This is a genomic window from Micromonospora zingiberis, from assembly GCF_004331455.1.
GTDB classification, from domain to species: domain Bacteria; phylum Actinomycetota; class Actinomycetes; order Mycobacteriales; family Micromonosporaceae; genus Micromonospora; species Micromonospora zingiberis.
In genome coordinates this window covers 327,650-348,820 of record NZ_SJJR01000005.1, presented here as the reverse complement: position 1 = coordinate 348,820, position 21,171 = coordinate 327,650, and the positions used below count along the sequence as shown (strand labels likewise).

Annotated in this window: 15 protein-coding genes; 8 read left to right on the top strand and 7 right to left on the bottom strand. The window is 69.8% G+C overall.

Annotation, left to right across the window (positions count from 1 at the left end):
- The first annotated feature begins 92 nt into the window (after positions 1–92).
- The 6 genes from E0H26_RS10945 to mug all read left to right on the top strand — a co-directional run bounded on the left by E0H26_RS10945 (position 93) and on the right by mug (position 4,483).
- Positions 93–665, top strand: coding sequence for a TetR/AcrR family transcriptional regulator (locus E0H26_RS10945; RefSeq protein ID WP_131303462.1), 573 nt, complete (start codon positions 93–95; stop codon positions 663–665).
- Between the two features lie 90 nt (positions 666–755).
- Positions 756–1,679 (top strand): TIGR04222 domain-containing membrane protein, encoded by a 924-nt coding sequence (locus tag E0H26_RS10940; RefSeq protein WP_131303461.1) that lies wholly within the window; start codon positions 756–758, stop codon positions 1,677–1,679.
- The gene (locus E0H26_RS10935) at positions 1,676–2,494 is read left to right on the top strand and encodes an MbnB/TglH/ChrH family RiPP precursor modification enzyme (protein WP_131303460.1); all 819 of its coding nucleotides are present in this window, start codon (positions 1,676–1,678) and stop codon (positions 2,492–2,494) included. Before E0H26_RS10940 ends, E0H26_RS10935 begins: the two co-directional genes overlap by 4 nt.
- The gene (locus E0H26_RS10930) at positions 2,491–2,964 is read left to right on the top strand and encodes an SCO6045 C-terminal-like domain-containing protein (protein WP_131303459.1); all 474 of its coding nucleotides are present in this window, start codon (positions 2,491–2,493) and stop codon (positions 2,962–2,964) included. Before E0H26_RS10935 ends, E0H26_RS10930 begins: the two co-directional genes overlap by 4 nt.
- 89 nt (positions 2,965–3,053) lie before the next feature.
- Complete coding sequence (locus E0H26_RS10925) at positions 3,054–3,815, top strand: SDR family oxidoreductase (RefSeq protein WP_131303458.1); 762 nt, start codon at positions 3,054–3,056, stop codon at positions 3,813–3,815.
- A 113-nt stretch (positions 3,816–3,928) separates the two neighbouring features.
- Positions 3,929–4,483 (top strand): G/U mismatch-specific DNA glycosylase, encoded by a 555-nt coding sequence (gene mug, locus E0H26_RS10920; RefSeq protein ID WP_131303496.1) that lies wholly within the window; start codon positions 3,929–3,931, stop codon positions 4,481–4,483.
- A gap of 12 nt (positions 4,484–4,495) precedes the next feature.
- On the opposite strand, the gene E0H26_RS10915 is transcribed toward mug, so the two are convergent.
- The 3 genes from E0H26_RS10915 to E0H26_RS10905 form a co-directional block, all read right to left on the bottom strand.
- The gene (locus E0H26_RS10915) at positions 4,496–6,472 is read right to left on the bottom strand and encodes an ABC transporter ATP-binding protein (protein WP_131303495.1); all 1,977 of its coding nucleotides are present in this window, start codon (positions 6,470–6,472) and stop codon (positions 4,496–4,498) included.
- A 112-nt stretch (positions 6,473–6,584) separates the two neighbouring features.
- The gene (locus tag E0H26_RS10910) at positions 6,585–7,352 is read right to left on the bottom strand and encodes an enoyl-CoA hydratase/isomerase family protein (protein ID WP_131303457.1); all 768 of its coding nucleotides are present in this window, start codon (positions 7,350–7,352) and stop codon (positions 6,585–6,587) included.
- 46 nt (positions 7,353–7,398) lie between these two features.
- Positions 7,399–7,626 (bottom strand): helix-turn-helix domain-containing protein, encoded by a 228-nt coding sequence (locus E0H26_RS10905; RefSeq protein ID WP_007072022.1) that lies wholly within the window; start codon positions 7,624–7,626, stop codon positions 7,399–7,401.
- A gap of 240 nt (positions 7,627–7,866) precedes the next feature.
- Between E0H26_RS10905 and E0H26_RS10900 the strand changes: the two genes are divergently transcribed.
- On the top strand, positions 7,867–8,466 hold the full coding sequence (locus E0H26_RS10900) for a cadmium resistance transporter (RefSeq protein WP_206025008.1): 600 nt from the start codon (positions 7,867–7,869) through the stop codon (positions 8,464–8,466).
- A 97-nt stretch (positions 8,467–8,563) separates the two neighbouring features.
- Here E0H26_RS10900 and E0H26_RS10895 read toward each other — a convergent pair whose 3' ends face one another.
- Positions 8,564–10,168 carry an ABC-F family ATP-binding cassette domain-containing protein gene (locus E0H26_RS10895; RefSeq protein ID WP_131303455.1) on the bottom strand — a complete coding sequence of 535 codons (1,605 nt, stop codon included), beginning with the start codon at positions 10,166–10,168 and terminating at the stop codon, positions 8,564–8,566.
- Between the two features lie 245 nt (positions 10,169–10,413).
- Here E0H26_RS10895 and ypfJ point away from each other — a divergent pair, with 245 nt between their 5' ends.
- A complete protein-coding gene (ypfJ, locus tag E0H26_RS10890) occupies positions 10,414–11,322 on the top strand; it encodes a KPN_02809 family neutral zinc metallopeptidase (RefSeq protein ID WP_131303454.1) in 909 nt (302 codons plus the stop codon).
- A gap of 159 nt (positions 11,323–11,481) precedes the next feature.
- On the opposite strand, the gene E0H26_RS10885 is transcribed toward ypfJ, so the two are convergent.
- The 3 genes from E0H26_RS10885 to E0H26_RS10875 form a co-directional block, all read right to left on the bottom strand.
- Entirely contained in the window at positions 11,482–11,784 is a 303-nt protein-coding gene (locus E0H26_RS10885) for a hypothetical protein (RefSeq protein ID WP_131303453.1), read from the bottom strand.
- 35 nt (positions 11,785–11,819) lie between these two features.
- Positions 11,820–18,137 (bottom strand): RHS repeat domain-containing protein, encoded by a 6,318-nt coding sequence (locus E0H26_RS10880; RefSeq protein WP_131303452.1) that lies wholly within the window; start codon positions 18,135–18,137, stop codon positions 11,820–11,822.
- 148 nt (positions 18,138–18,285) lie between these two features.
- Complete coding sequence (locus tag E0H26_RS10875; protein WP_276320384.1) at positions 18,286–20,922, bottom strand: LamG domain-containing protein; 2,637 nt, start codon at positions 20,920–20,922, stop codon at positions 18,286–18,288.
- Positions 20,923–21,171 lie beyond the last annotated feature (249 nt).

Below are 21,171 nucleotides of genomic sequence, written 5' to 3'. Positions count from 1 at the left end.
CGGGCGGACCACGGTCCCAGATCCTGATCGCCGACCATTCCAAGCCGTACGTACGGTTTGCGTTACCCTTGGTGGGCTGACACGATCAGACTGTGCCCAGAGTAAGTCAGGATCAGCTCGACGCCCGCCGGCAGGAGATTCTTGCCGCCGCACGGGCCTGCTTCGCCCGGCACGGCTACGAGGGCGCCACCGTGCGCCGCCTCGAAGAGGCGACCGGACTCTCCCGGGGCGCCATCTTCCACCACTTCCGCGACAAGGACTCGCTGTTCCTCGCCGTCGCCGAGGACGACGCGGTGGCGATGGTCGAGACGGTCGCCCGTAACGGTCTGGTCCAGGTGATGCGCGACCTGCTCGCCCGGGCGATCTCCCCGGACACCACCGGCTGGTTGGGCAGCCAACTGGAAGTGTCCCGGCGCCTGCGTACCGATCCGGCCTTCGCCGAGCGGTGGGCCGCCCGGTCCGCGGCCATCGCGGAGGCGACCCGGGACCGCCTCGCCCGCCAACGCGACGCCGGCGTACTCCGCGACGACGTCCCCATCGACGTGCTGGCCCGCTTCCTCGAACTCGCCTACGACGGCCTGGTGCTGCATCTGGCCATGGGGCGCCCGGCCGGCGACCTCGGCCCGGTCCTCGACCTGGTCGAGGAGGCGGTACGCCGTAGGTAACGACGAGATAACTGCGCCACCGTACCCGTCGACCGCTGGCACCGCCGTTCCACAATGAAATCGCGTTCCCTCGCGCGACAGGAGCAGGCCATGACGGAACTCGCGGCAGACTTCGACACCTGGGGCGTCCCCAGTCGCACCTTCCTGATGCTCTACCTGCTGGCCACCGTCGTGGTCGTCACCGGTGTACTGATCCACCGCTGGAGCACGCTGGCCGGCCGCTCGGCACCCCCCGCCGACCAGCTCCGCCCGGAGCAGGTCGCCTATCTCAACGGTGGGGCGGACCGGGCCGTCTGGGCCTCGGTCAGCAGTCTGCGCTACCAGGGCGCGCTCGGGGTGCAGACCGACGGCGGGCTCACCGCCGAAGGTTCGCCGCCGCCGGGAGCCACCCCGCTCGACCGGGCCGTGCACTACGCGGCCAGCCAGCACTACCCCGCCCGACAGCTCCGGCACGCCGAGTGGGTGACGCGAGCCCTCGGCGAACTGCGCGACGGCCTGGCTCGCCACGACCTGGTGGTTGGTCCGGACCGTCGTGCCGCGCTGCGCCTGGGCCCGCTGCTGCTGGCCGCGCTGTCGGCACTCGGCGTGGCACGGATCGCCGCCGGTCTGGTCAACGGCCGTCCGGTCTGGTACCTGGTGATCATCGTCTGCGGGTTGGCGGTGTTGGCCACGGTGCTGTTTTTCCGGGTGCCCCGCCGGACCCGGGCAGCCGACCGCGCACTGCGCACCCTGCGGCAGCGAAGCCGTCACCTGGCACCCGCCTCGCATCCGTCGTACACCGTCTACGGTTCCGCCGGGCTGGCGATGTCGGTGGCGATCTACGGCACCGCCTCGCTCTGGGCACTGGACCCGACCTTCGCCCAGCAGGCCGAGATCCAGCGTGAGGTGGTGACGGCCGGCGGCGGCACGACCAGCAGCTGCGGCGGTGGCAGCTCGGCCGGCGCGGGCTGCGGTGGCGGTGACGGTGGTGGTGGCGGTGGCGGCGGGTGTGGCGGTGGCGGGTGTGGCGGATGACCGGGCCGCACGGAGTAGGCATCGGCTGGCGCCCCGAGATCGCCGGCTTCGTCGCCGAGCTACCCGGCCTACGCTTCGTCGAGGTGATCGCCGAGACGGTGCCCACCGGCGGACCGCCGCCGGAGGCACTGGTCGAGCTGCGGCAGCGCGGCGTGACGGTCGTACCGCACGGGGTACGGCTCTCCCTCGGCGGCGCCGAGCCGGTCGAGTCGGACCGGGTGGCCCACCTGGCTGCGGTCGCCGAACTGCTGGCGGCGCCACTGGTCAGCGAGCACATCGCCTTCGTCCGAGCCGGCGGGATGGAGGCGGGCCACCTGCTGCCTCTGCCGCGTAGCCGGGCGGCGGTCGACGCGGTCTGCGCCAACGTCGCGCGGGCCCAGGCGGAGCTGCCGGTACCGATCGCGCTGGAGCCGATCGCGGCGCTGTTCGACTGGCCGGACGACGAACTCGACGAAGCGGCGTTCCTGAGCGAGATCCTGGCCCGCACCGACGCGCTGCTGCTGCTCGACATCGCCAACGTGCACGCCAACGCCCGTAACCGGGGCACCGACCCACTCGCCCTGCTGGACCGGCTCCCGCTGGACCGGGTGGCGTACCTGCACGTGGCCGGCGGCGCCGAACACGGCGGCTTCTACCACGACACGCACACCGACCCGGTTCCGGCGCCGGTGCTGGAACTACTCACCGAGCTGTGCGCCCGGCACCGGCCACCGGCGGTGCTGCTGGAGCGCGACGGCCACTACCCGCCCGCCGCCGACCTCCGCATCGAGCTGGACGCCGTGGCCACCGCCGCCGGCTTTCCGCCGGTGACATGAACACAGCCGACGTGCCACACCGGTCGTCGGCCGACTCGCTGGCCGCGCGGCAGGCCGAACTGGTCGCGGCGCTGGTGGCCGGTGGGCCGCCGCCACCGGGCTTCGCGCCGGCCCCGTTGGCCGCCGCCCGGGCCGCGTTGTTGCGCAAGCGGGCCGGCGAGGTGGCCCGGTACTGGCCGCTGCTGGCCGCCGGGCTCGGCCCGAACTGGCCGGCGACCTTCCTCGACTGGGCCACCGACCGGCCCACCCTCGGCGGGCTGCGCGACGGCTGGGAGCTGGCCCGGGTACTACGTGCCCGCCACGCGCTACCGGCGCTCGGCGCCGACGAACTGGCCGTACGGGAGGCCGCCTTCCGCTACGACGGGCACCAGCCGCCGCGTCGCCGCCGCTTGCCCGCCGTCGGCCGGGCCGGCACCGCCGTCGCCCTGCAACTCGCCGGCCGGGTGCGCCTGCTCCGCCCGGCCCGGTGAGCTGGCACCGAGCCGCACCGACGCCGGGCGGGGCCGAGCGGGCCGGGTCGGGCGGGCCGGGCCGAGCGGCCTGCGGCAGGATCGGCGCCATGGATCTGGGACTGACCGATCGGGTGTACGTGCTCACCGGCGCCTCCCGTGGGCTCGGCTTTGCCACCGCGCAGTGCCTGGTGGCCGACGGTGCGCGGGTGGTGCTCTCGGCCCGGCGCGACGACGAGGTGGCCGCCGCCACGGCCGCCCTCGGCGGGGCTGACCGGGCCGTCGGTGTCACCGCCGACCTCGCCGACCCGGCCACCCCCGGCCGGCTGGTCGAGGCTGCGCAGCGCCACTTCGGCCGACTCGACGGGGCGCTGATCTCGGTGGGTGGACCGACACCGGGCAGCGCCGCCTCGGTCGACGACGAGCAGTGGCGGCACGCCTTCGAGACGGTATTCCTGGGCAGCGTACGCACCCTGCGGACGGTGGCCGCCGCGCTGCCCGACGGCGGCGCGATCGCGTTGGTGCTCTCCACCTCGGCCCGGGGGCCGATACCCGGACTGGGCATCTCCAACGGTCTGCGGCCCGGCTTGGCCGGCGTGGCCAAGGATGTCGCCGACGAGTACGGCCCACGCGGGGTACGGGTGCTCGGACTGCTGCCCGGACGCATCCTGACCGACCGGAACCGGGAACTCTTCGCCGCCACCGGCGACCCCGAGCGGGCCCGCGCCGAGGCGGAGGCGAGCATCCCGCTGCGCCGCATCGGCGACCCGGCCGAGTTCGGGCGGGTGGCCGCCTTCGTGCTCTCGCCGGCCGCGAGCTACCTCACCGGGATCACCATCCCGGTCGACGGTGGCGCGCTGCGTGGCCTGTGACCACCGAACCGCCGGGCCACCAGCGCCGCCGGGCCGAGGCCACCACCCGGGCGGCCCGAGCGGACCCCCGGCAACGCGAGCAGTCGGCGCCCCGCCCCACCCGAAGGAAGTTCATGGCCAACCAGAGCCCGCGCCCGACAAGGCAGGAGCTGGCGGCGGCGGTCGACAAGACGCTGCCGGACGTCATCGCCCCCGGGCTGGACGTCCTCTTCGTCGGCATCAATCCGGGGCTGTGGTCGGCCGCCACCGGCTGGCACTTCGCCCGCCCGGGCAACCGATTCTGGCCGGCGTTGCACCGCAGCGGGTTCACCCCACGGCTGCTGCACCCCAGCGAGCAGGACACCCTGCCGGCGCTCGGCCTGGGCATCACCAACCTCGTCGCCCGCGCAACTGCCCGTGCCGACGAGCTGACCGCCGCGGAACTGGTGGCCGGCGCGCAGGAGTTGGTCGAGAAGGTCGCCCGGTACCGGCCCCGCTGGGTGGCGATGGTGGGGGTGACCGCGTACCGGGTGGGGTTCGCCCGGCCGAAGGCGACCTTCGGCCGGCAGCCCGAGCAGCTGGCCGACGCGCACCTCTGGGTGCTGCCCAACCCCAGCGGACTCAACGCCCACTACACGCCGCCGGCCCTCGCCGCCGCCTTCGCCGTGCTACGCGAGGCCACCGCGTGAACCTGGATGTCGTCAGTTGGCGGCGGCGGGTGGCAGCGCCTCGTCGGCCAGGTATTCGCGGGTGGGGATGACGACCGGTTCGGGGTGGGCGGCGTCGGCGTACGGGCTGGGCGAGTCGGCCACCGCGAACTGGGTGCGGTACAGCTCGGCGTAGAGGCCGCCGACGGCGACCAGTTCCTCGTGACGGCCCCGCTCGACGATCCGGCCCCCGTCGAGCACGAGGATCTGATCCGCGTCCCGGACGGTGGAGAGTCGGTGTGCGATCACCAGCGCGGTACGCCCGGTCAGCGCCACCGACAGCGCCCGTTGCACCGCCGCCTCGCTCTCCGAGTCCAGGTGGGCGGTGGCCTCGTCGAGGATGACGATCGACGGCGCCTTGAGCAGCAGCCGGGCGATGGCGATGCGCTGTTTCTCCCCGCCCGAGAAGCGGTAGCCGCGCTCACCGACGGTGGTGTCCAGCCCATCGGGCAACGACCGGACCAGGTCGGCGACCTGCGCACCGGCCAGCGCCGCCCAGAGTTCGTCGTCGGTGGCGTCGGGCTTGGCGTAACGCAGGTTCTCCGCGATGGTCTCGTGGAACAGGTGGGAATCCTGGGTCACCACGCCGATCTCGTCACGCAGCGATCCGAGCGTGGCGTCCCGCACGTCCACCCCACCGACCAGCACCTGACCGTCGGTGACGTCGTAGATGCGAGAGATCAGCATGGACAGGGTCGACTTGCCGGCACCGGACGGGCCGACCAGCGCCACCATCTGACCTGGCTCGACCTTGAACGACACACCCCTGAGCACCGGCTCGTTGATCGTACGGTCCAGCGTGGCGACCTCCTCCAGGCTGGCCAGCGAGACCTCCGCCGCACTCGGGTAGCGGAACCGCACGTCGCGGAACTCCACCGTGCCCGCGCCCTCGGGCACCGACGCCGCGTCGGGCCGCTCGGTGATCGCCGGCTTCAGGTCGAGCACCTCGAAGACCCGGTCGAAGGAGACCAGCGCGCTCATCACGTCGACGCGCACGTTGCTCAGCGCGGTGAGCGGACCGTAGAGCCGGGTGAGCAGCAGCGCGAGGGTGACCACGGTGCCGGCGCTGACCTCACCGGAGACCGCCAGCCAGCCACCGAGGCCGTAGGTGAGCGCCTGGGCCAGCGAGGCCACCAGCAGCATCGCCACGAAGAAGGTCCGCGAATACATCGCGGACTGGATGCCGATGTCGCGTACCCGCTCGGCGCGGCCGGCGAACCGGTCGGCCTCCGCGTCCGGCCGGCCGAAGAGCTTGACCAGCAGCGCGCCGGCCACGCCGAACCGCTCGGTCATGGTCGCGTTCATCTTGGCGTCGAGGTTGTACGACTCGCGGGTGATCTCGGCCAGCCGCCGCCCGACCCGACGGGCGGGAATGATGAACACCGGCAGCAGCACCAGCGACAGCGCGGTGATCTCCCAGGACAGGGTGAGCATCACCGCGGCGGTGAGCACCAACTGGATGACGTTGCTGACCACGCCGGACAGCGTCGAGGTGAACGCCCGCTGGGCCCCCAGCACGTCGTTGTTGAGCCGGCTGACCAGCGCCCCGGTCTGGGTACGGGTGAAGAACTGCAACGGCATGCGCTGCACGTGGTCGTAGACCCGGGTCCGCAGGTCGAGGATGATGCCCTCGCCGATGCGCGCCGAATACCACCGCTGGGCCAGCGAGAGCAGCGCGTCGGCGACGGCCAGCCCGGCGATGAACAGCGCCAGCCGGATCACCGTGGCCCCACCCTCGGGGCCGCCCCGGGTGATGGCGTCGATCACGTCACCGGCGAGCAGCGGGGTGGCCACGCCGATCACCGCCGCGACGATCACGGTCAGCAGGAAGACGACGATGTCGCGCCGGTAGGGCTGGGCGAACGCCACGATCCGCCGGGCCACGCCGTGTTTCAGCCGGTGGTCGGAGATCTCGTCGCGGCTGCGCATCGACCGGAGCATTCCCCAACCGCCCATGCCGCCAGCGGCCATGTGGTTGGACACCGCCACCTCCGGGTCGTCACGTCGATCTACCGTCGGGGTCAATTCTCCCGATGACTACGACAACCTCGCGAGTAACCCGGGTCTTCCCGATCGGTCCTTACTATTCTCCGCGTCCGGTGAGATCCCGCAGCCGCCGGGTCTGCGCCTCCCGCTCCGCCCGCTGCTGCTCGGCGTGGCTCCGCCCGGCCGCGCCCGCGAGCAGGGCCTTGATCTCCACCACCGCGTCCCGGTTGTTGGCCAGCAGGCCCGCAGCGAGGTCGCGTACCGCGTCGTGCAGCTCGGCGTCGGGCACCACGAGGGTGGCCAAGCCGAGGCGATCCGCCTCGGCGGCGTCCATCCGCCGGCCGGTGGCGCACAGTTCCAACGCCCGGGCGTAGCCGACCAACTCGACCAGACGCTTCGTGCCGGCCAGGTCCGGTACCAGGCCCATGGTCACCTCGGCCATGGACAACTTGGCGTCGGCAGCCAGTACCCGCAGGTCGCAGGCGAGCGCGAGCTGGAAGCCGGCACCGATCGCATGCCCCTGCACGGCGGCGATCGAGATGATGTCGGGCCGGTGCAGCCAGGTGAAGGCGCCTTGGAGCCCGGCGATCCGATCGGCGCACTCCGCCTCGGGCAGGGCGGCCAGGCCGGCGAGGGAATCCGGGCCCGTGGCGCCCACGACCGACAGGTCCAGGCCCGCGGAGAACGCCCGACCCTCGCCCCGGACGATCACGACGCGTACGTCGCCGGGCAGGTCCCGGGAGAATTCACTCATCGCGCGCCACATCGCCGGGGTCTGCGCGTTGAGCACGTCGGGCCGACACAGGGTGACTGCGGCAATCGGCCCGTCGCATTCCAGCCGGACCCCGGTCGCCTCGGCGGTCACCGGGCGGCCCGGGTCACGGCGGTTGAGGTCGCCGTCGACCGGCGCGTCACGCCTTCTTACGACGCCGAGCGCCGCCGCGCTGCCGCAGCTGTACCCCGGACTCGGTGAGCACCCGGTGGATGAACCCGTAGGAACGGCCGGTAGAGGCCGCGAGGGCACGAATGCTCTCTCCCCCGGTGTACCGCTTGACCAGGTCCTTGGCGAGCGTCTGACGCTCGGCTCCGACGATCCGGCGACCCTTCTCAGTGCTGGTGGCTGTGCCCGTGGCTGCCATGCTGTGTCCTCACGTCCCAGACTGTGCGGTTCGGATACGGTCCCACCTATTAGACCGCCTCGAACGATCATGCGCCAGATATCAACTATTCGCCAACCGACACGCTATGCAATGTCAGCTTCCCGATAGGTGACGTTATCCGGGTCCAGCCCAGCTCACGCTGATCGCCGACCCGGCGCCCCGGCGACCACGTGCCGCATCGATCGGCTCACCCTTCGCGTTGGCCGTATCTTGCCAGGCATGCTCGATCTGCTCGGTACGGTGGCCGGTGCCGCCGTCGTGTTCGCCGCCACCGACATCGACGACATCGTCATCCTGACGCTGTTCTTCATCGCCGCCCGCACCACCGGCCGACCCCGCACCTGGCAGATCGTCGCCGGCCAGTACCTCGGCATCGGCGCTCTGGTGCTGGCCAGCGCCGTGGTCGCGGCCGGGCTGCTGGTACTGCCCGAGGAGTGGACCGGTCTGCTCGGGCTGCTGCCGATCGCGTTGGGCGTACGCGCACTGCTCGGCCGGGACGAGGAGCAGGCCGCGCCGGTGGTCGCCGGCACACTCGGGGTGGCCGGCGTGACGATCGCCAACGGTGCCGACAACGTGGCGGTCTACGTGCCGGTGTTCCGCACCCTCGGCCCCGCCGACACGGCCGTGTTCGTGCTGGTCTTCGTGGTGCTGATCGCCGCCTGGTGCGCGGCCGGTGCCTGGCTGGGCAGCCATCCGCGGGTGACCCGGCTGGTCGAGCGCGCCGGCCAGTGGCTGGTGCCGGTGGTGTTCATCGCCATCGGCGTGGTCATCGTGGCCACCTCCGGCGTCGTCGGCCACCTGATCGACCTGGCCACCTGATCGACCTGGCCCGCTGACCGGTCCACCGACGCGGGGCGACCGGTTGTTAAGAAGGGCCCCCTGCTCTACCGCAGACGTTAAAAGGGTGCCCTTCCTTTCACGCCAGTTCGACGAGTTCGAGGAGGTCGTCGCTCCAGGCGTCCTCGTCGCCGTCGGGCAGCAGGATGGCCCGGTCGGGCTTGAGCGCGAGCACCGCGCCCGGGTCGTGGGTGACCAGGACGATCGCGCCCGGGTACCGGGCGATGGCGTCGAGCACCTGCTCGCGGCTGACCGGATCCAGGTTGTTGGTCGGCTCGTCGAGCAGCAGCACGTTGGCGCCGGAGCAGACCAGGGTGGCCAGGGCCAGCCGGGTCTTCTCCCCGCCGGAGAGCACCCCGGCGGGCTTGTCGACGTCCTCCCCGGAGAACAGGAACGCGCCGAGGATCTTGCGTAGCTCGGTGTCGGTCTGCTCGATCGACGCGGCCCGCATGTTCTCCAACACGGTGCGCTGCACGTCCAGCGTCTCGTGCTCCTGGGCGTAGTAGCCCAGCCGCAGCCCGTGCCCGGAGTGCACCTCGCCGGTGTCCGATTCCAGCAGGCCGCCAAGCATCCGCAAAAGCGTCGTCTTGCCGGCACCGTTGAGCCCGAGGATGGCCACCCGGGAGCCCCGGTCCACCGCCACGTTGACGTCGGTGAAAATCTCCAGCGAGCCGTACGACTTGGACAGGCCGGTCGCGGTCAGCGGGGTCTTGCCGCACGGGGCCGGCGCGGGGAAGCGGACCTTGGCCACCTTGTCGGCGACGCGTACCTCCTCCAGGCCGGACATCAGCCGCTCTGCCCGGCGGGCCATGTTCTGCGCGGCGACCGTCTTGGTGGCCTTGGCGCGCATCTTGTCCGCCTGGGCCATCAGCGCGCCGGCCTTCTTCTCGGCGTTGGCACGTTCCCGGCGGCGGCGCCGTTCGTCGGTCTCCCGCGCCTCCAGGTACGCCTTCCATCCCAGGTTGTAGACGTCGACCACCGACCGGGTGGCGTCGAGGAACCAGACCTTGTTGACCACCGACTCCAGCAGGTCACCGTCGTGGGAGATGACCACCAGCCCGCCCTTGTGGTTGGCGAGGAAGCCGCGCAGCCAGGTGATCGAGTCGGCGTCGAGGTGGTTGGTGGGCTCGTCGAGCAGCAGGATGCCGCCGCCGTTGTCGCCCGCGTCCCGGAACAGGATCCGGGCCAACTCGATGCGGCGGCGCTGGCCGCCGGAGAGGGTGCCGATGGTCTGCGCCAGGGCCCGGTCGGGCAGCCCGAGGTTGGCGCAGATCCGGGCCGCCTCGGCCTCGGCGGCGTACCCGCCGAGCGCGGCGAACTGGTCCTCCAGCGCCCCGTAGCGGCGGACCAGCTTCTCGTCGCCGCCGTCGGCGAGCTTGTCCTCCAACTCCTTCATGCCGGCCATCAGGGTGTCCAGGCCGCGGGCGGAGAGCACCCGGTCGCGGCCGGTTACCTCCAGGTCGCCGGTACGCGGATCCTGCGGAAGGTAGCCGACGGGGCTGCGCCGGTCGACCTGCCCGGCGTACGGCTGGCCCTCACCGGCCAGCACCTTCAGCGTGGTGGTCTTGCCGGCGCCGTTGCGGCCGACCAGGCCGATCCGGTCGCCGGGCTGCACCCGCAGCGTCGTGTCGGACAGCAGGATCCGGGCGCCGGCGCGCAGTTCCAGGCCGCTGGCAGTGATCATGTCGGGGTACTCGCTCTCGGGATCCGGAGGGCTGACTCAGGGCACACGAAAGCGCCGGCGGATCTCTTGACCCGTCGGCGCGGGGCGTTCAGCCTTCGCAGAGCAGCACGGCGCCAAGTGTACCGGGCCCCGCTCGGCCCGCACCGGGGATTACCAATCAAGATCGTCGGGTACCGAATCGCCCACCGGATCCCGTTCCGGTACCGCGACCACCCTCAACTGATCATCGACTGATCGGGGTCACCATGGAGCTGAACGAGAACGCCCGCATCGACACCAGCCAGGTGGACGACCGGCGAGGCAGTGGCGGAGGCGGCGGGCTGGGCATTCCCATCCCGATCGGCGGCGGGCGCGGCGGCATCGTCGGGATCGTCATCGCCGTGCTGGTGGCCCTGGTCGGCGGCGGCCTCGGCCTGAACGTGATGACCGGCGGTGACGAGGCGGGCGACAACACCGCGCTGGAGCAGCGCTGCGACGCGCCGGACGCGCTCGAACAGCTGGACTGTCGCAACACCCTGTACGTCAACTCGATCCAGGCGTACTGGCGCACCGCCCTGCCGCAGGCGTTCGGCGAGCAGTACCGACCCACCCGTACCGTCTTCTTCAGCCAGGCCGTCAACACCGCCTGCGGCGGCGCCGACTCCGGCGTCGGCCCGTTCTACTGCCCGGCCGACTCGCTGGTCTACATCGACCTGTCGTTCTATCGGGTGCTGTCCCAGCAACTCGGCGCCGCCGGCGAGTTCGCCCAGCCGTACGTGCTGGCCCACGAGTACGGCCACCACGTGCAGAACCTGCTCGGCACCAACGAGCAGGTCCGCCGCGCCCAGCAACGCGACCCGGGCAACGCCAACGCCCTCTCGGTCCGCCTGGAGTTGCAGGCCGACTGCTTCGCGGGCGCCTGGGCGCGCAACGCCACCGGCACCGCCGACGACCGGGGCCAGCGGATCTTCACCAGCATCACCGACCGGGACATCTCCGAAGCCATCGACACCGCCGAGGCGATCGGCGACGACGCCATCTCCCAGCGGGCGAACCGACCGGTGAACCCGGACGAGTTCACCCACGGATCGTCGGCCGACCGCAAGCGCTGGTTCAACCAGGGCTACTCCACCGGAGACCCGGCCTCCTGCGACACCTTCAGCGGTGCGGTCTGAGAGGGCCAGCGAATCGTGCGATTCTGCCGCCTTCCCCATTTTCGGTAATGAGACACGCCAGTGCGCGACCCGCTGCGGGTCGCGCACTGACGCATCGGTCCGGCCAGGAACTTCAGGCACCCGGTCCACCGAGGCCCCGGGCCGAACGGCCCGGTGGCCTCAGGAGGCAGCTGACTCCGGCGGTTTCGATATCAGCAAGGCGAAGGCCACCTGCACTGATGTCTGCACGATCAGCACTCGGTGATCTCCCATCACAGTCGCGCAACCGGCCAGCAGAATCGCCACCAGAGCCGCGAACCTGTACAGCACAGTGGACATCCCACGACCAACGAGGAACAGCAGGCCGCAAGCGAGCACTGTCGGCACGACGATCCAAGCGGCGACGCTTTGCACGACCGAACGGGTGATCTCGGCGTCTTCGTACCAGAACCAGTATGCCGCGAATCCGATACCGAGCAGCACCGCGTAGACTGCCAGGTTCCTGGCCCACCACCTGGTCATCGGCGTGGGATCGGAATTCCGGTCTCGATCGGATTCCCCATGATCGTCTGCACCCGCTGCCCGTTCATCCATTCACCTCGCCCATTGGGGAACGCGGCAGCCATGACCCACGGACCATTGGTGTCGTCCGTCGCCAGGAAACGAGCGTCGCCGGAGGCGCGATACTGGATGATCTCAAGTTTCGGATAGTAGTCGCGGTTCAGCTTCACATGCACCCCCTCATCCTTGAAGTTAATCTTGACCGTACCGTTGACCGCCGGGGCCCACGGGGCGAGCGCATCGCGCCCACCATATTTCAGGGTGAACTCGGAGCCGTTGGCGCTGAACTTGACGGAGGCATCGCTGTATTTCTGCGCCGCGCATTCACCGCTGAGATAGCAGCTCTTGGTGGACTCGTAGACCAGTTGGCCCGAGTCCGTGTCCCACGCGATCGCCACCCGGAAACCGGCATCCGGGTCCTGGGACCAGGTCCGCCCGTCACCACGGAAGCCGAAACCCGCATCGGCTTCGGGAATGAAGAGCCGCAGCAGGATGAGGCCGTGCCCGGGGTACAGCCGGTCCGCGAGCCCGTATCCACCCAGCGAGATTCGCATGCTTCCGGTGGGCTTGCTGCCCGGGTTGAAGTAGCGGTTCTTGGCCCGCTGGTACAACGTGGGCGTCGAACTCTTGGCCCCCTTGGCGACCGGCTTGCCGGTGACCTTCACCTTGTTCTTGCCCGAGGGCGTCTTGGTGACGTAGCCGCGCTGCCCGTTGCCGTGGCTGCCCTCCTCGAAGTAGAGGCCGGTGGGGTCGCTGAAGGTGGCCGGTGAGTTGTTGGCGTACGCGTAGCCGTGCATCTGCTGCGGGTTGCTCAGGTCGACCACAGGGTCGGGACTGATGAACCGGCCGGTGAACGGGTCGTATTCTCGGGCGCCGATGTGGGTCAGGCCGGTGGGGTCCTTGGTGCCGCCGACGAAGCCCTTGTCCATGGCGGTGGGCCAGGTGCCGGTGCCGGTGCCTCGGGTGTCGCCGTAGGGCAACGAGCGTCGCTTGCTCACGGCGAGGGTGGTGGCGTTGATGCTCACCTCCGCCGTGCCGTGGTGGTCGCCGACGATCCAGTGCAGGCTGCTGCCGGTCCGCACCGCGACGGTGGTACCGGCGTGACTGTAGTAGCGGGTCGCGGTCTTGGTAGTGCTGGAGTTGGTGTAGCGGACCTCCAGACCACCGGGCAGGTACAGGGTTTTGCCGGTGGCGTCGGTACGGGTCAACCGGTTGCCGTCCGCGTCGTAGCGGAAACTGGTAGTGCTGCCGCCCTCGGTGAGGCTGTCCACCCGTCCCTCCGGGTTCCACACCAACGACTGGGTGGCCCCGGCGGCACTCGGCCGGGTGATGGTGTTCCCGGCGTTGTCGTAGCCGTAGCTGCGGCTCCAGGAGGCACCACCGGTGGCGGTCACGTTGGTGACGCTGTGCGGCCGGGCCGACCCCGCCGGCGGATGCGTGTAGGTGAACACCGTGTTCGTCGCCGCATGCCGGGTCTCCGACGTCCGGTTACCCGTCACGTCGAACGCCCACGAGTGCCAGTACGGCGCCGGACCACCCAACCCCGCCACCGTCGGACCCGCCACACAGTCACCCGAACTCGGCGTCCACGCCCGCGTCATCCGCTGCAGGTAGTCGTAGCTGTAGCACTGGGTGTCCGCCGCCTGGCCCTGCGGCGCCTCCTTGATCCAGTTCACGTTCCCCACATGGTCGTAGTCGTACGACCACCTCGCCGCCTCCGGCTTCAACTCCGGCACCACATTCGTGCCCTTCAACCGCCCCGTCGGCTCATCAAACTCCGACGTCACCGCCACCCGCGACCCAAAAGCACCGAACTCCCGCCCGACCAACTGACCCAACTTATTGCGGGTTGCCGCACCGACGTAGATCTGCGCCGCGGAGAGCAGGGATGCGTCGTCGTCCACGTCGTTGTAGCCATAGGTCAGCCGTTCCGCCGGCAGGTCCGCCGCCGCAGGCATACCGACCTGGTGGACTTTGCCGTTGACCCGGTAGCTCATGGTCGTCGTGTAGACACACGGATCCGGCGCCGCCGCCGCGCACAGCTGCGACTCCGACGACGGCACCACCACCGATGTGGAGGTGGGACGACCGAACGCGTCGAACGCGTCCGTCCGGTTCACCCACGCCTGCCCGCCTGAGTAGCGCGTCACCGAGGTGAGCTGCCCCTTGCCGTTGGGCAGGCTGTCGTACACCCACTCAGACCGCTTGGCACCGGTCGCGCTGCCGTCCCGAACGCTCGTCTTGCGACCCAACTCGTCGTAGGTGTGCGCAACGGTAACGGTGCCCGTACCCAACGGCACCGTCGTCGTGAGCATGTTGCCCGCCGCGTCGTACGTGGAGGTCGAAGTCCCCTTGTCCGGGTGGACCGACCGGGTCGCCCGGCCCCTCAGGTCGTAGCCGTACGACCAGGTGTTGCCCGCCGGGTCCCTAACGGTTTCCTGCTGCCCCTGCAGGGTGTAGGTGTACCTCGTCTCGTCGTACTTGGCCGGGTCGGTCGAGCCCACGTCGGCTCGGTTCTTGTACTGCAACAGCCTGGTGGTCTGCCCCTTGCCGTCCATGATCGTCGTGGTGGCGATGCCACCGAGAGGCGGGGTGTTGTGGATCCGGTCGCCGCCGTACCGGGTCGTGGTACGCCACTTCTCCGCGCCAAGCGCCTTGAAGACCTCCGCGGTCTGCCGGCCCGCACCGTCGTACTCGTTCTGCGTGATCGACGGGATCTGTCCCTGTGGCGTGCCGAGGGTGGTCGACGGCGCCGCGTTGGTGGTGTCGTAGTACGGGGCGGACGTCCACTCCACCTCGCCCCGGGCGTTGTGGAAGGTGTCGGTCAGCAGCCGCCCACCGCCGGTGGCCTGGGTCTGGGTCTGCCTGGCCCGCAGGAACCCGTCGAACAAGTCGACGGACTTGCGGTAGGCGCTGCCCGTGACCAGCAACGACTCGGTGGTGACCGCGGCCGGTCCGCCACTGCTGCGCAGCAGGTAGCTGAACTTCATGCTCGGCGTTTGAGTGGCCTTGTTACGTCCCGGCAGCCACACGTTGGTGAGGCGGCCCAAGCCGTCGTACGTCTGGTCGGTGACCACCTCGTTGGCGTCGCTGACCCTGGTCGGCAGGGCCCAGGCCGGCTCCAGGGTGCTGGTCGTCTTGTGGTTGAGTGGATTGGTCACCACCGACTGAGTGACCAGTCCGCCATTGCTCGTGGTGAAGCCGGTCGTGGTGGTGTAGCCCCGGGCGTCCGTCGTCGAGGTGACCCGACCGTTGGCGTCGTAGCCCTTCGTCTCGGTGCGGACGTATACCGGGGTCGAGCCGTTGAACCGGTCGAGTTCCTCGGTGCGGACCACGTTGCCTCGGGTCGGCGCGGCGCCGAACGACGAGTCATCGGTGTAACTGTCGTAGAAGAGCCGGTCACGCTTGAGTACAGTAGCCGGAGTCGCGGGAGTAGCCGCGGCGGCGCAGGTGCCGGAGAGCACCTCGTTCTGGCTCACCCGGTCCAGCATCCAGGTGCTCTCGTTGCGGGCATAGCTGGTCCGGGTGCAGGTCTCGTCTCCGGTGGCGTTCTCGTCGCCGAAGTCGTCGATCCTTACCGGAAAACCGTCCGGATTGTAGGCAGTCGCGGTCTTGTGGTAGAGGAAACCGCCGGCCGCGAGCGCGGTACGGGAGCGGGTCGACGCGGTGTCGACCCACCATGCGTTGGTCGTCACCTCGTTCCGCGCCCGGGTGGCGGTGGGTCCTACCCGTACTGGCTCGTGCACCGTGGAGCTGATCTCCGCGCCGCCGACGCCGTTGTAGGTGATCTCCTGGCGGAGGAAGCCCTGGAGGGCCTCGTGGTCGGTGATCGATCCGCCCCAGGTGCCGGCGACCTGCACGTTACGGGTGCCGCTGGGCTGTTTGTCGCCGTGCATGCCGCGCAGGTACCGGTATTCGACCGCGGTCTGCGCCCCGTTGGTCGGGTTGCCGTGGCGTAGCCGTACCTGGCCGTAGCCGCGCCAGTCGCTCCAGGTCCGATGCTTGTCTGGGAGCAGCTCGTTGCTGGTGTACGCCCAGGCGGGCTCGTCCAGGTAGTCGTAGAAGGTGGTCTCGGTCGGCTGGTCGGTGACCAGGTCGTCCTCGTCGATCCGGGTGACGACGTACTTGTGGAACCAGTCGAGGGTGGGTTCACCACTGCCGGGCCAGGAGAAGTACGCCGGCATGCACCGTTTGGTGTTCGAGTGTGGCGTCGGCAGGCTGCTGCGGGTGCAGTCGTGCCCCGAGTAGGTGATCAGGATGTCGCCGCCGCTCTCGGTGCGGATCTGCTTGATCCGCCACCGGTTCAGCTCGGTGCGCTGATCCGACGGCCCGTCGACCCGGTTCGCCAACGGCTCGGCCCCCGGATTGAAGGTGATCTCCGGATCCGACACCGCGACCCCACCGGCGGTGGTGACATGTCCCGTCCGGGTGACACCTCGCAACCACATCGGGGTGCTCTCACCGGTGCCCGCGTTGATGAAGTCGTGTCGCAACGCCCACGACTCCACATCCCGGTAGGTCGACGTGCCGTTGCGCAGCTGAGCGGTGACCTTGGTCAGCCGCCGGGCCGACCAGAACGTCGGCGACACCAACTCGGTGCACGGCGACGCCTTGCAGTACTGGTCCCACGGGGTGTCGGGCCACGAGTTGGGTTTCGGGTCCGACGTCCACGCCGTGCCGGTCCAGCAGTCCGACAGGCAGCGTTCCTTGGTCTCGAACACCACCCGCAACGGCGCCGCCGCACTGTACTCCGAACCCTCGCGCATGCCGTACTCGACGCGCTCCAGGTAACCACCCCGGTCATACGTGGTCCGCTGCGACGGCGTCAGATTCCGCCCGTACGCGCCGGTCTCCTTCTGGTAGAAGTACGCCATCGAGTTGTCGTTCGGATCGACCACATAGTCCAGGTTCCACCGCCACGCCTGATCACAGCGGGCGTTGGCGAACGTCGAGTGGTAACACGGCTCACCCGAGTTGTTGCCGTACACCGGAGCCGTCCACGTCGAGTTCGTCACCGGGTTACCCGACGACCAGCCCGGCAACCTGTGATAACCGAAGTAGTACTCCACCCCGTCCGTGGTGGTCAGCTTCCAGTACTCGTTGTCGTCGTCACCATTGCCCCGACCCGAATCGGTCAGCCGCTCGATCTTGGTGCCGTCGTCGTTCTTCAACCGCCACACCGCACCATCACGGATCAACTCACCCGCCCGACCATTCAACGACAGCGTCGCGTTGTCACTGAACCAGCACAGGTCACCAGCCTTACGGCTCGGGTTGTCGTCCGCGCAGGAGGCGTAGCGGCGCTCGATGAAACCGGGCCAGGACGCCCAGCCGTCACCGACCCAACCACCCTGGTTGTTCGACATCGAGGTGAGCCCGTCGACACTGCCCGACGAGTACGCCAAACTCAGCGTCGGCTCCGGACCACCCAACCCCGGCGGCACCCGCATGTCATACGACCAGGAGAAGTCACCGGTCTGCGTCGACACCTCCCACGTCCCGGCCGGCGACAGATCGGTGGCCTTGTAGTCACCGTTGTCACCACCCGAGTCCGCCTGCACCGCCAACAACGTCATCGAGCCACCGGTCAGGTCCACCTCCGCCGACAACGTCGATGTCTGGAGATGGTTCACCGTCGGCACCGGCGTGGACGACTGACACTCCGCCAACTCCGGCGTGGTCGCCGCGCACGCCGGGCGCCGCACCAACCGCAACCGCGACGCCCAGTCACCACCGAACGCGTGCGCGAACCCCGAATAGTCCACGCCCACCGACACCCGACCGGCAGCGGTTCGACCGTCGGCACGGTCCAGGCTCAGCAGCACACCCCGCACACCAGCCCGCGCCGTCGCCGCCCGGTCGAACACCCGCACCGACACCGACTCCGGCCCCGCCACACCCCGCGCACCAAAACCCACCGGCTCCACCGCCGACACCGACACCGGCAACCCACCGGCCCGATGTCCACCGGCCACGGTCGGACGGGCCGTCGCCACACCCACCGGCCAGACCACCGCAGCCGGCGTCCGCACCGCCCGCGACTCCGGGAAAGACGCCGCCCGCGCGGCACCCGGCCTCGCATCCGTCACCCGAAGCCCCGCCACATCCTTCGGCTTCGGCGGATCCCACTTCGGCGCCGCCTGAGCAGCCGCCGGCTGCTCGAACAACGTCACCGCCAACACCAACGTCAACGGCACGGCCAACCACCGCTGCCAACGCCGTTCCTTCGGCCTTACTGTCGTCCGCCGTAACGGACCATCGACTTGCACCCTCATAGCGCTGCTCCCCTATGCATGCCTCTGGAAACGAACCGGATTTGGAACGTGACGAGCCGACGGGGGTTTCCGGGCAGCACGGCGTGCCTGGCAGCCCAGCGGGACCGACTGACGCGGCCCGGCTGCCCGGATTCCCGATCGGATGGGGTTACTGGACGGCCTGCTGGCAGATCTCCCAGGCGGACAGGGTTCGTTGGAACGCGTAGACGTCGTCGATGTCGCCGCGCCAGCGATTTGTCGCCGCGCCCGACGACTGGCCGCGACCGATCGCGAAGGATCCGGTCGCCGACCATCGGCCGGTGAAGGTGGTTTCGGCGGTTTCGCCGCCGCAGCTGAGTGGATCACCCATCACGAAGACGCGGATCTTGCCGGCGACCGCGTCGTACACCCCGGCGACGTGCACCCAGGAGCCGTCGGCCGGCAGCCCCCACGAGGAACCGTCCGCACAGGCCGTCGTCGAGTTGCCGCCGTCCGTGGCCCGCATGGCGAAGCACCAGCCACCCGCACCGGCGTTGGCGTCCTTGTTGTACATCAGCTGGAAGCGGCTGGCCTGCGTGCCGTCCTGGCTCACCAGCACCTGATAGTCATGGGCCGCCAGGTTCGAGGCGCGAGCCCAGGCCATCACCGTGAAACTCCTGGTGGTGTCCACCACCGGCCCACTCGTGGTGACCTCACCACCGGTCCCGGTGAACGACGCCGCGTTACCCAGGTAGCCCGGCCCGAACGACACCGCACCCGACATCGTTCCGGGCGACAGACCGCTACCACCCGAGCCGGAATCCGCCGCCGTCACCCCGGCGGCCTCATCGAACTTCCACCGGGCGTACTTGTTCGGCACCGGCGACACCCAGAACTGATGCAGCTGGGCCTGGCTGGCGTTACCCGCAACATCCTTGGCCACCACACTCAACGTCTGCACCATGTCCCTGGCCGGGCTGTACGCCACCGACGCCGTCTTCGGACTGGTACCGGACGCCACGACGGTCGTCGCCGAGCCGCCCTCCACCGACCAGGTGAAGTCCACGACGTCCGATCCGCCGGTCAGCGCGAACGTTCCCGCCGTACCAAAGACCGCGCCCCACTCCCGCAACGGGTACTGCGCCGACGACACCGACGGCACCACCGGCGCGGACGTGTCCACACTCACCGTCTGCCACGCCGACCAGTCACCCGTCAGGTCGTTCTCGTCCTTGGACTGCGCCCGCCAGTAGTACGTCGACCCGTGGGCCAACCCCGACGGCACCCGCCATTCGGCAGTACCCGGCGCCGCCGTCGATGTCGGCGTGGATGAATTGCCCGCCACCAACGTCGCCGTGGCCGAGGCCGCCGTACGCACCTCGAAGGTGGTCCGCAGGTTTCCGTTGTACGGGTCCGACACGCTCGCCCGCAGGGTCGGCGTCGTGGTGCGCACCACCGCTGGTGAAGTGCACGCCTTGTAGCAGTCGGCCGTCGTGGTGAACGCCTGCGCGACCGGCGCGTTCGGCTTCTTGTCGTACGTGGCGATCAGGTACGTCTGGTTGGTGTAGAACTTCTTCCACCGCTCCTGCGTCGACTCGTACTGCCCACTGCTGTTACACGCACACAGACCCACCGTGTACGTCGACGCGTTCGCGGTCGCCCGCGCCTGCACATCCGCCGTCAGGGTGGTGCCCTCGAACACGGCCGTGGCATCCGGCTGGATGGTGCCACAACCGCCGGCCTCGTTGGCGTTGCCCGACCAGGAGTCCAGCCAGTACGACGACGGCAACGGCCGCGTCGACCAGGCCATCCGACCGGCACTGGCCACCGTGATCCCGTCGGTGTTGGTGCGGTACAGGTGCACCGCCGTCGGATCGCACGAGTGCGAGTGGTCCAACTCCATGGTCACCTTGGCCGACAGGATCGTGGTGCCCTGTAACGCCGCGACGTTGAAGTCGAAGAACGACCGATACAACACACCGTCGTACGTGTTGCGGCCGACCCAGGCGCGGTTGCCCACGTCCCAGTCCTTGTTGGCGTCGTTCGCGTACGCCCACTTCGAGCGCAACCCGTTGAACGGCGGGTCCACGAACACCGGCCAGGTCACGTCCGGGTCATCCAGCATCGACCCGTCCGCCACGACGGTCAGATCGTTGCCATCGACCTGCACCGCAACGCTCGCCCGGCGCGACGTGACCGCCGGTTCCGCGCCCGTCGCCGGCTCGGCCGCCTCCCGGTCACCGCCACGCGACGGCAAGACCTCACCACCGAGGGCAGGGTCCAAGGACGAGTCCCACATCGACGCGGCATGCGTGGTCGCCACCGTCTGCCCAGTCGGACCGACCAGCCGCAACCCACCACCCGACTCGGCCTCGACCCGCACGTTCCCACCCAGCACATACCGCAAACTGCGCACCCGAGGATCCGCCGCCGCGGCCGGAGACACAATCTCCACCGCGTGGGTAAAGCCCTCTCGCAAGGCGGTCACATGCAGATTCACTCCCGGCAACACGTCGTCATAAACCGCCGTCGCATCCAGCAGACGAGGCACCGGCAACACACCCAACGGCCACGACAACGTGAACGACGCGTCACCAAACTGCCACACCGCCAACGGCCCCGAACCACCCGCCGAGAACCGCACGTCCGCCAACGTCGCCGCCGGCACCACCGCACCGTCCACCACCGACAACCTCGGATCCACCGCGGCCCACGAACCGTCAGCCCGCCGCACCCGCTGCGGCACCGCCGCCACCGTCACCGTCTGCGTACCAGACGGATCCACCACCACCTGCGCAAACTCGGTCCGCTCACTCAACGCCTCCACCGAGACGCCACAATCAACGGCCAACGCAGCAGCAGCCACCTCATCAGCAGCCACCCGCACCGAACAGTCGGCTTCCGCGGCAGGCGACGCCTGCGCCGGGTCACCGGCCACCGCCGAAAGGCCCGCACCGACCAGCACCACCGCCAGCGCAGCCCTCGACCAGGACCGCCAACGTAACCGTGAGTGATCAACTAAGACAGAAAAATGGTACGACAAAACGAACCTCCCCCGTGAAGTGATCACACCATT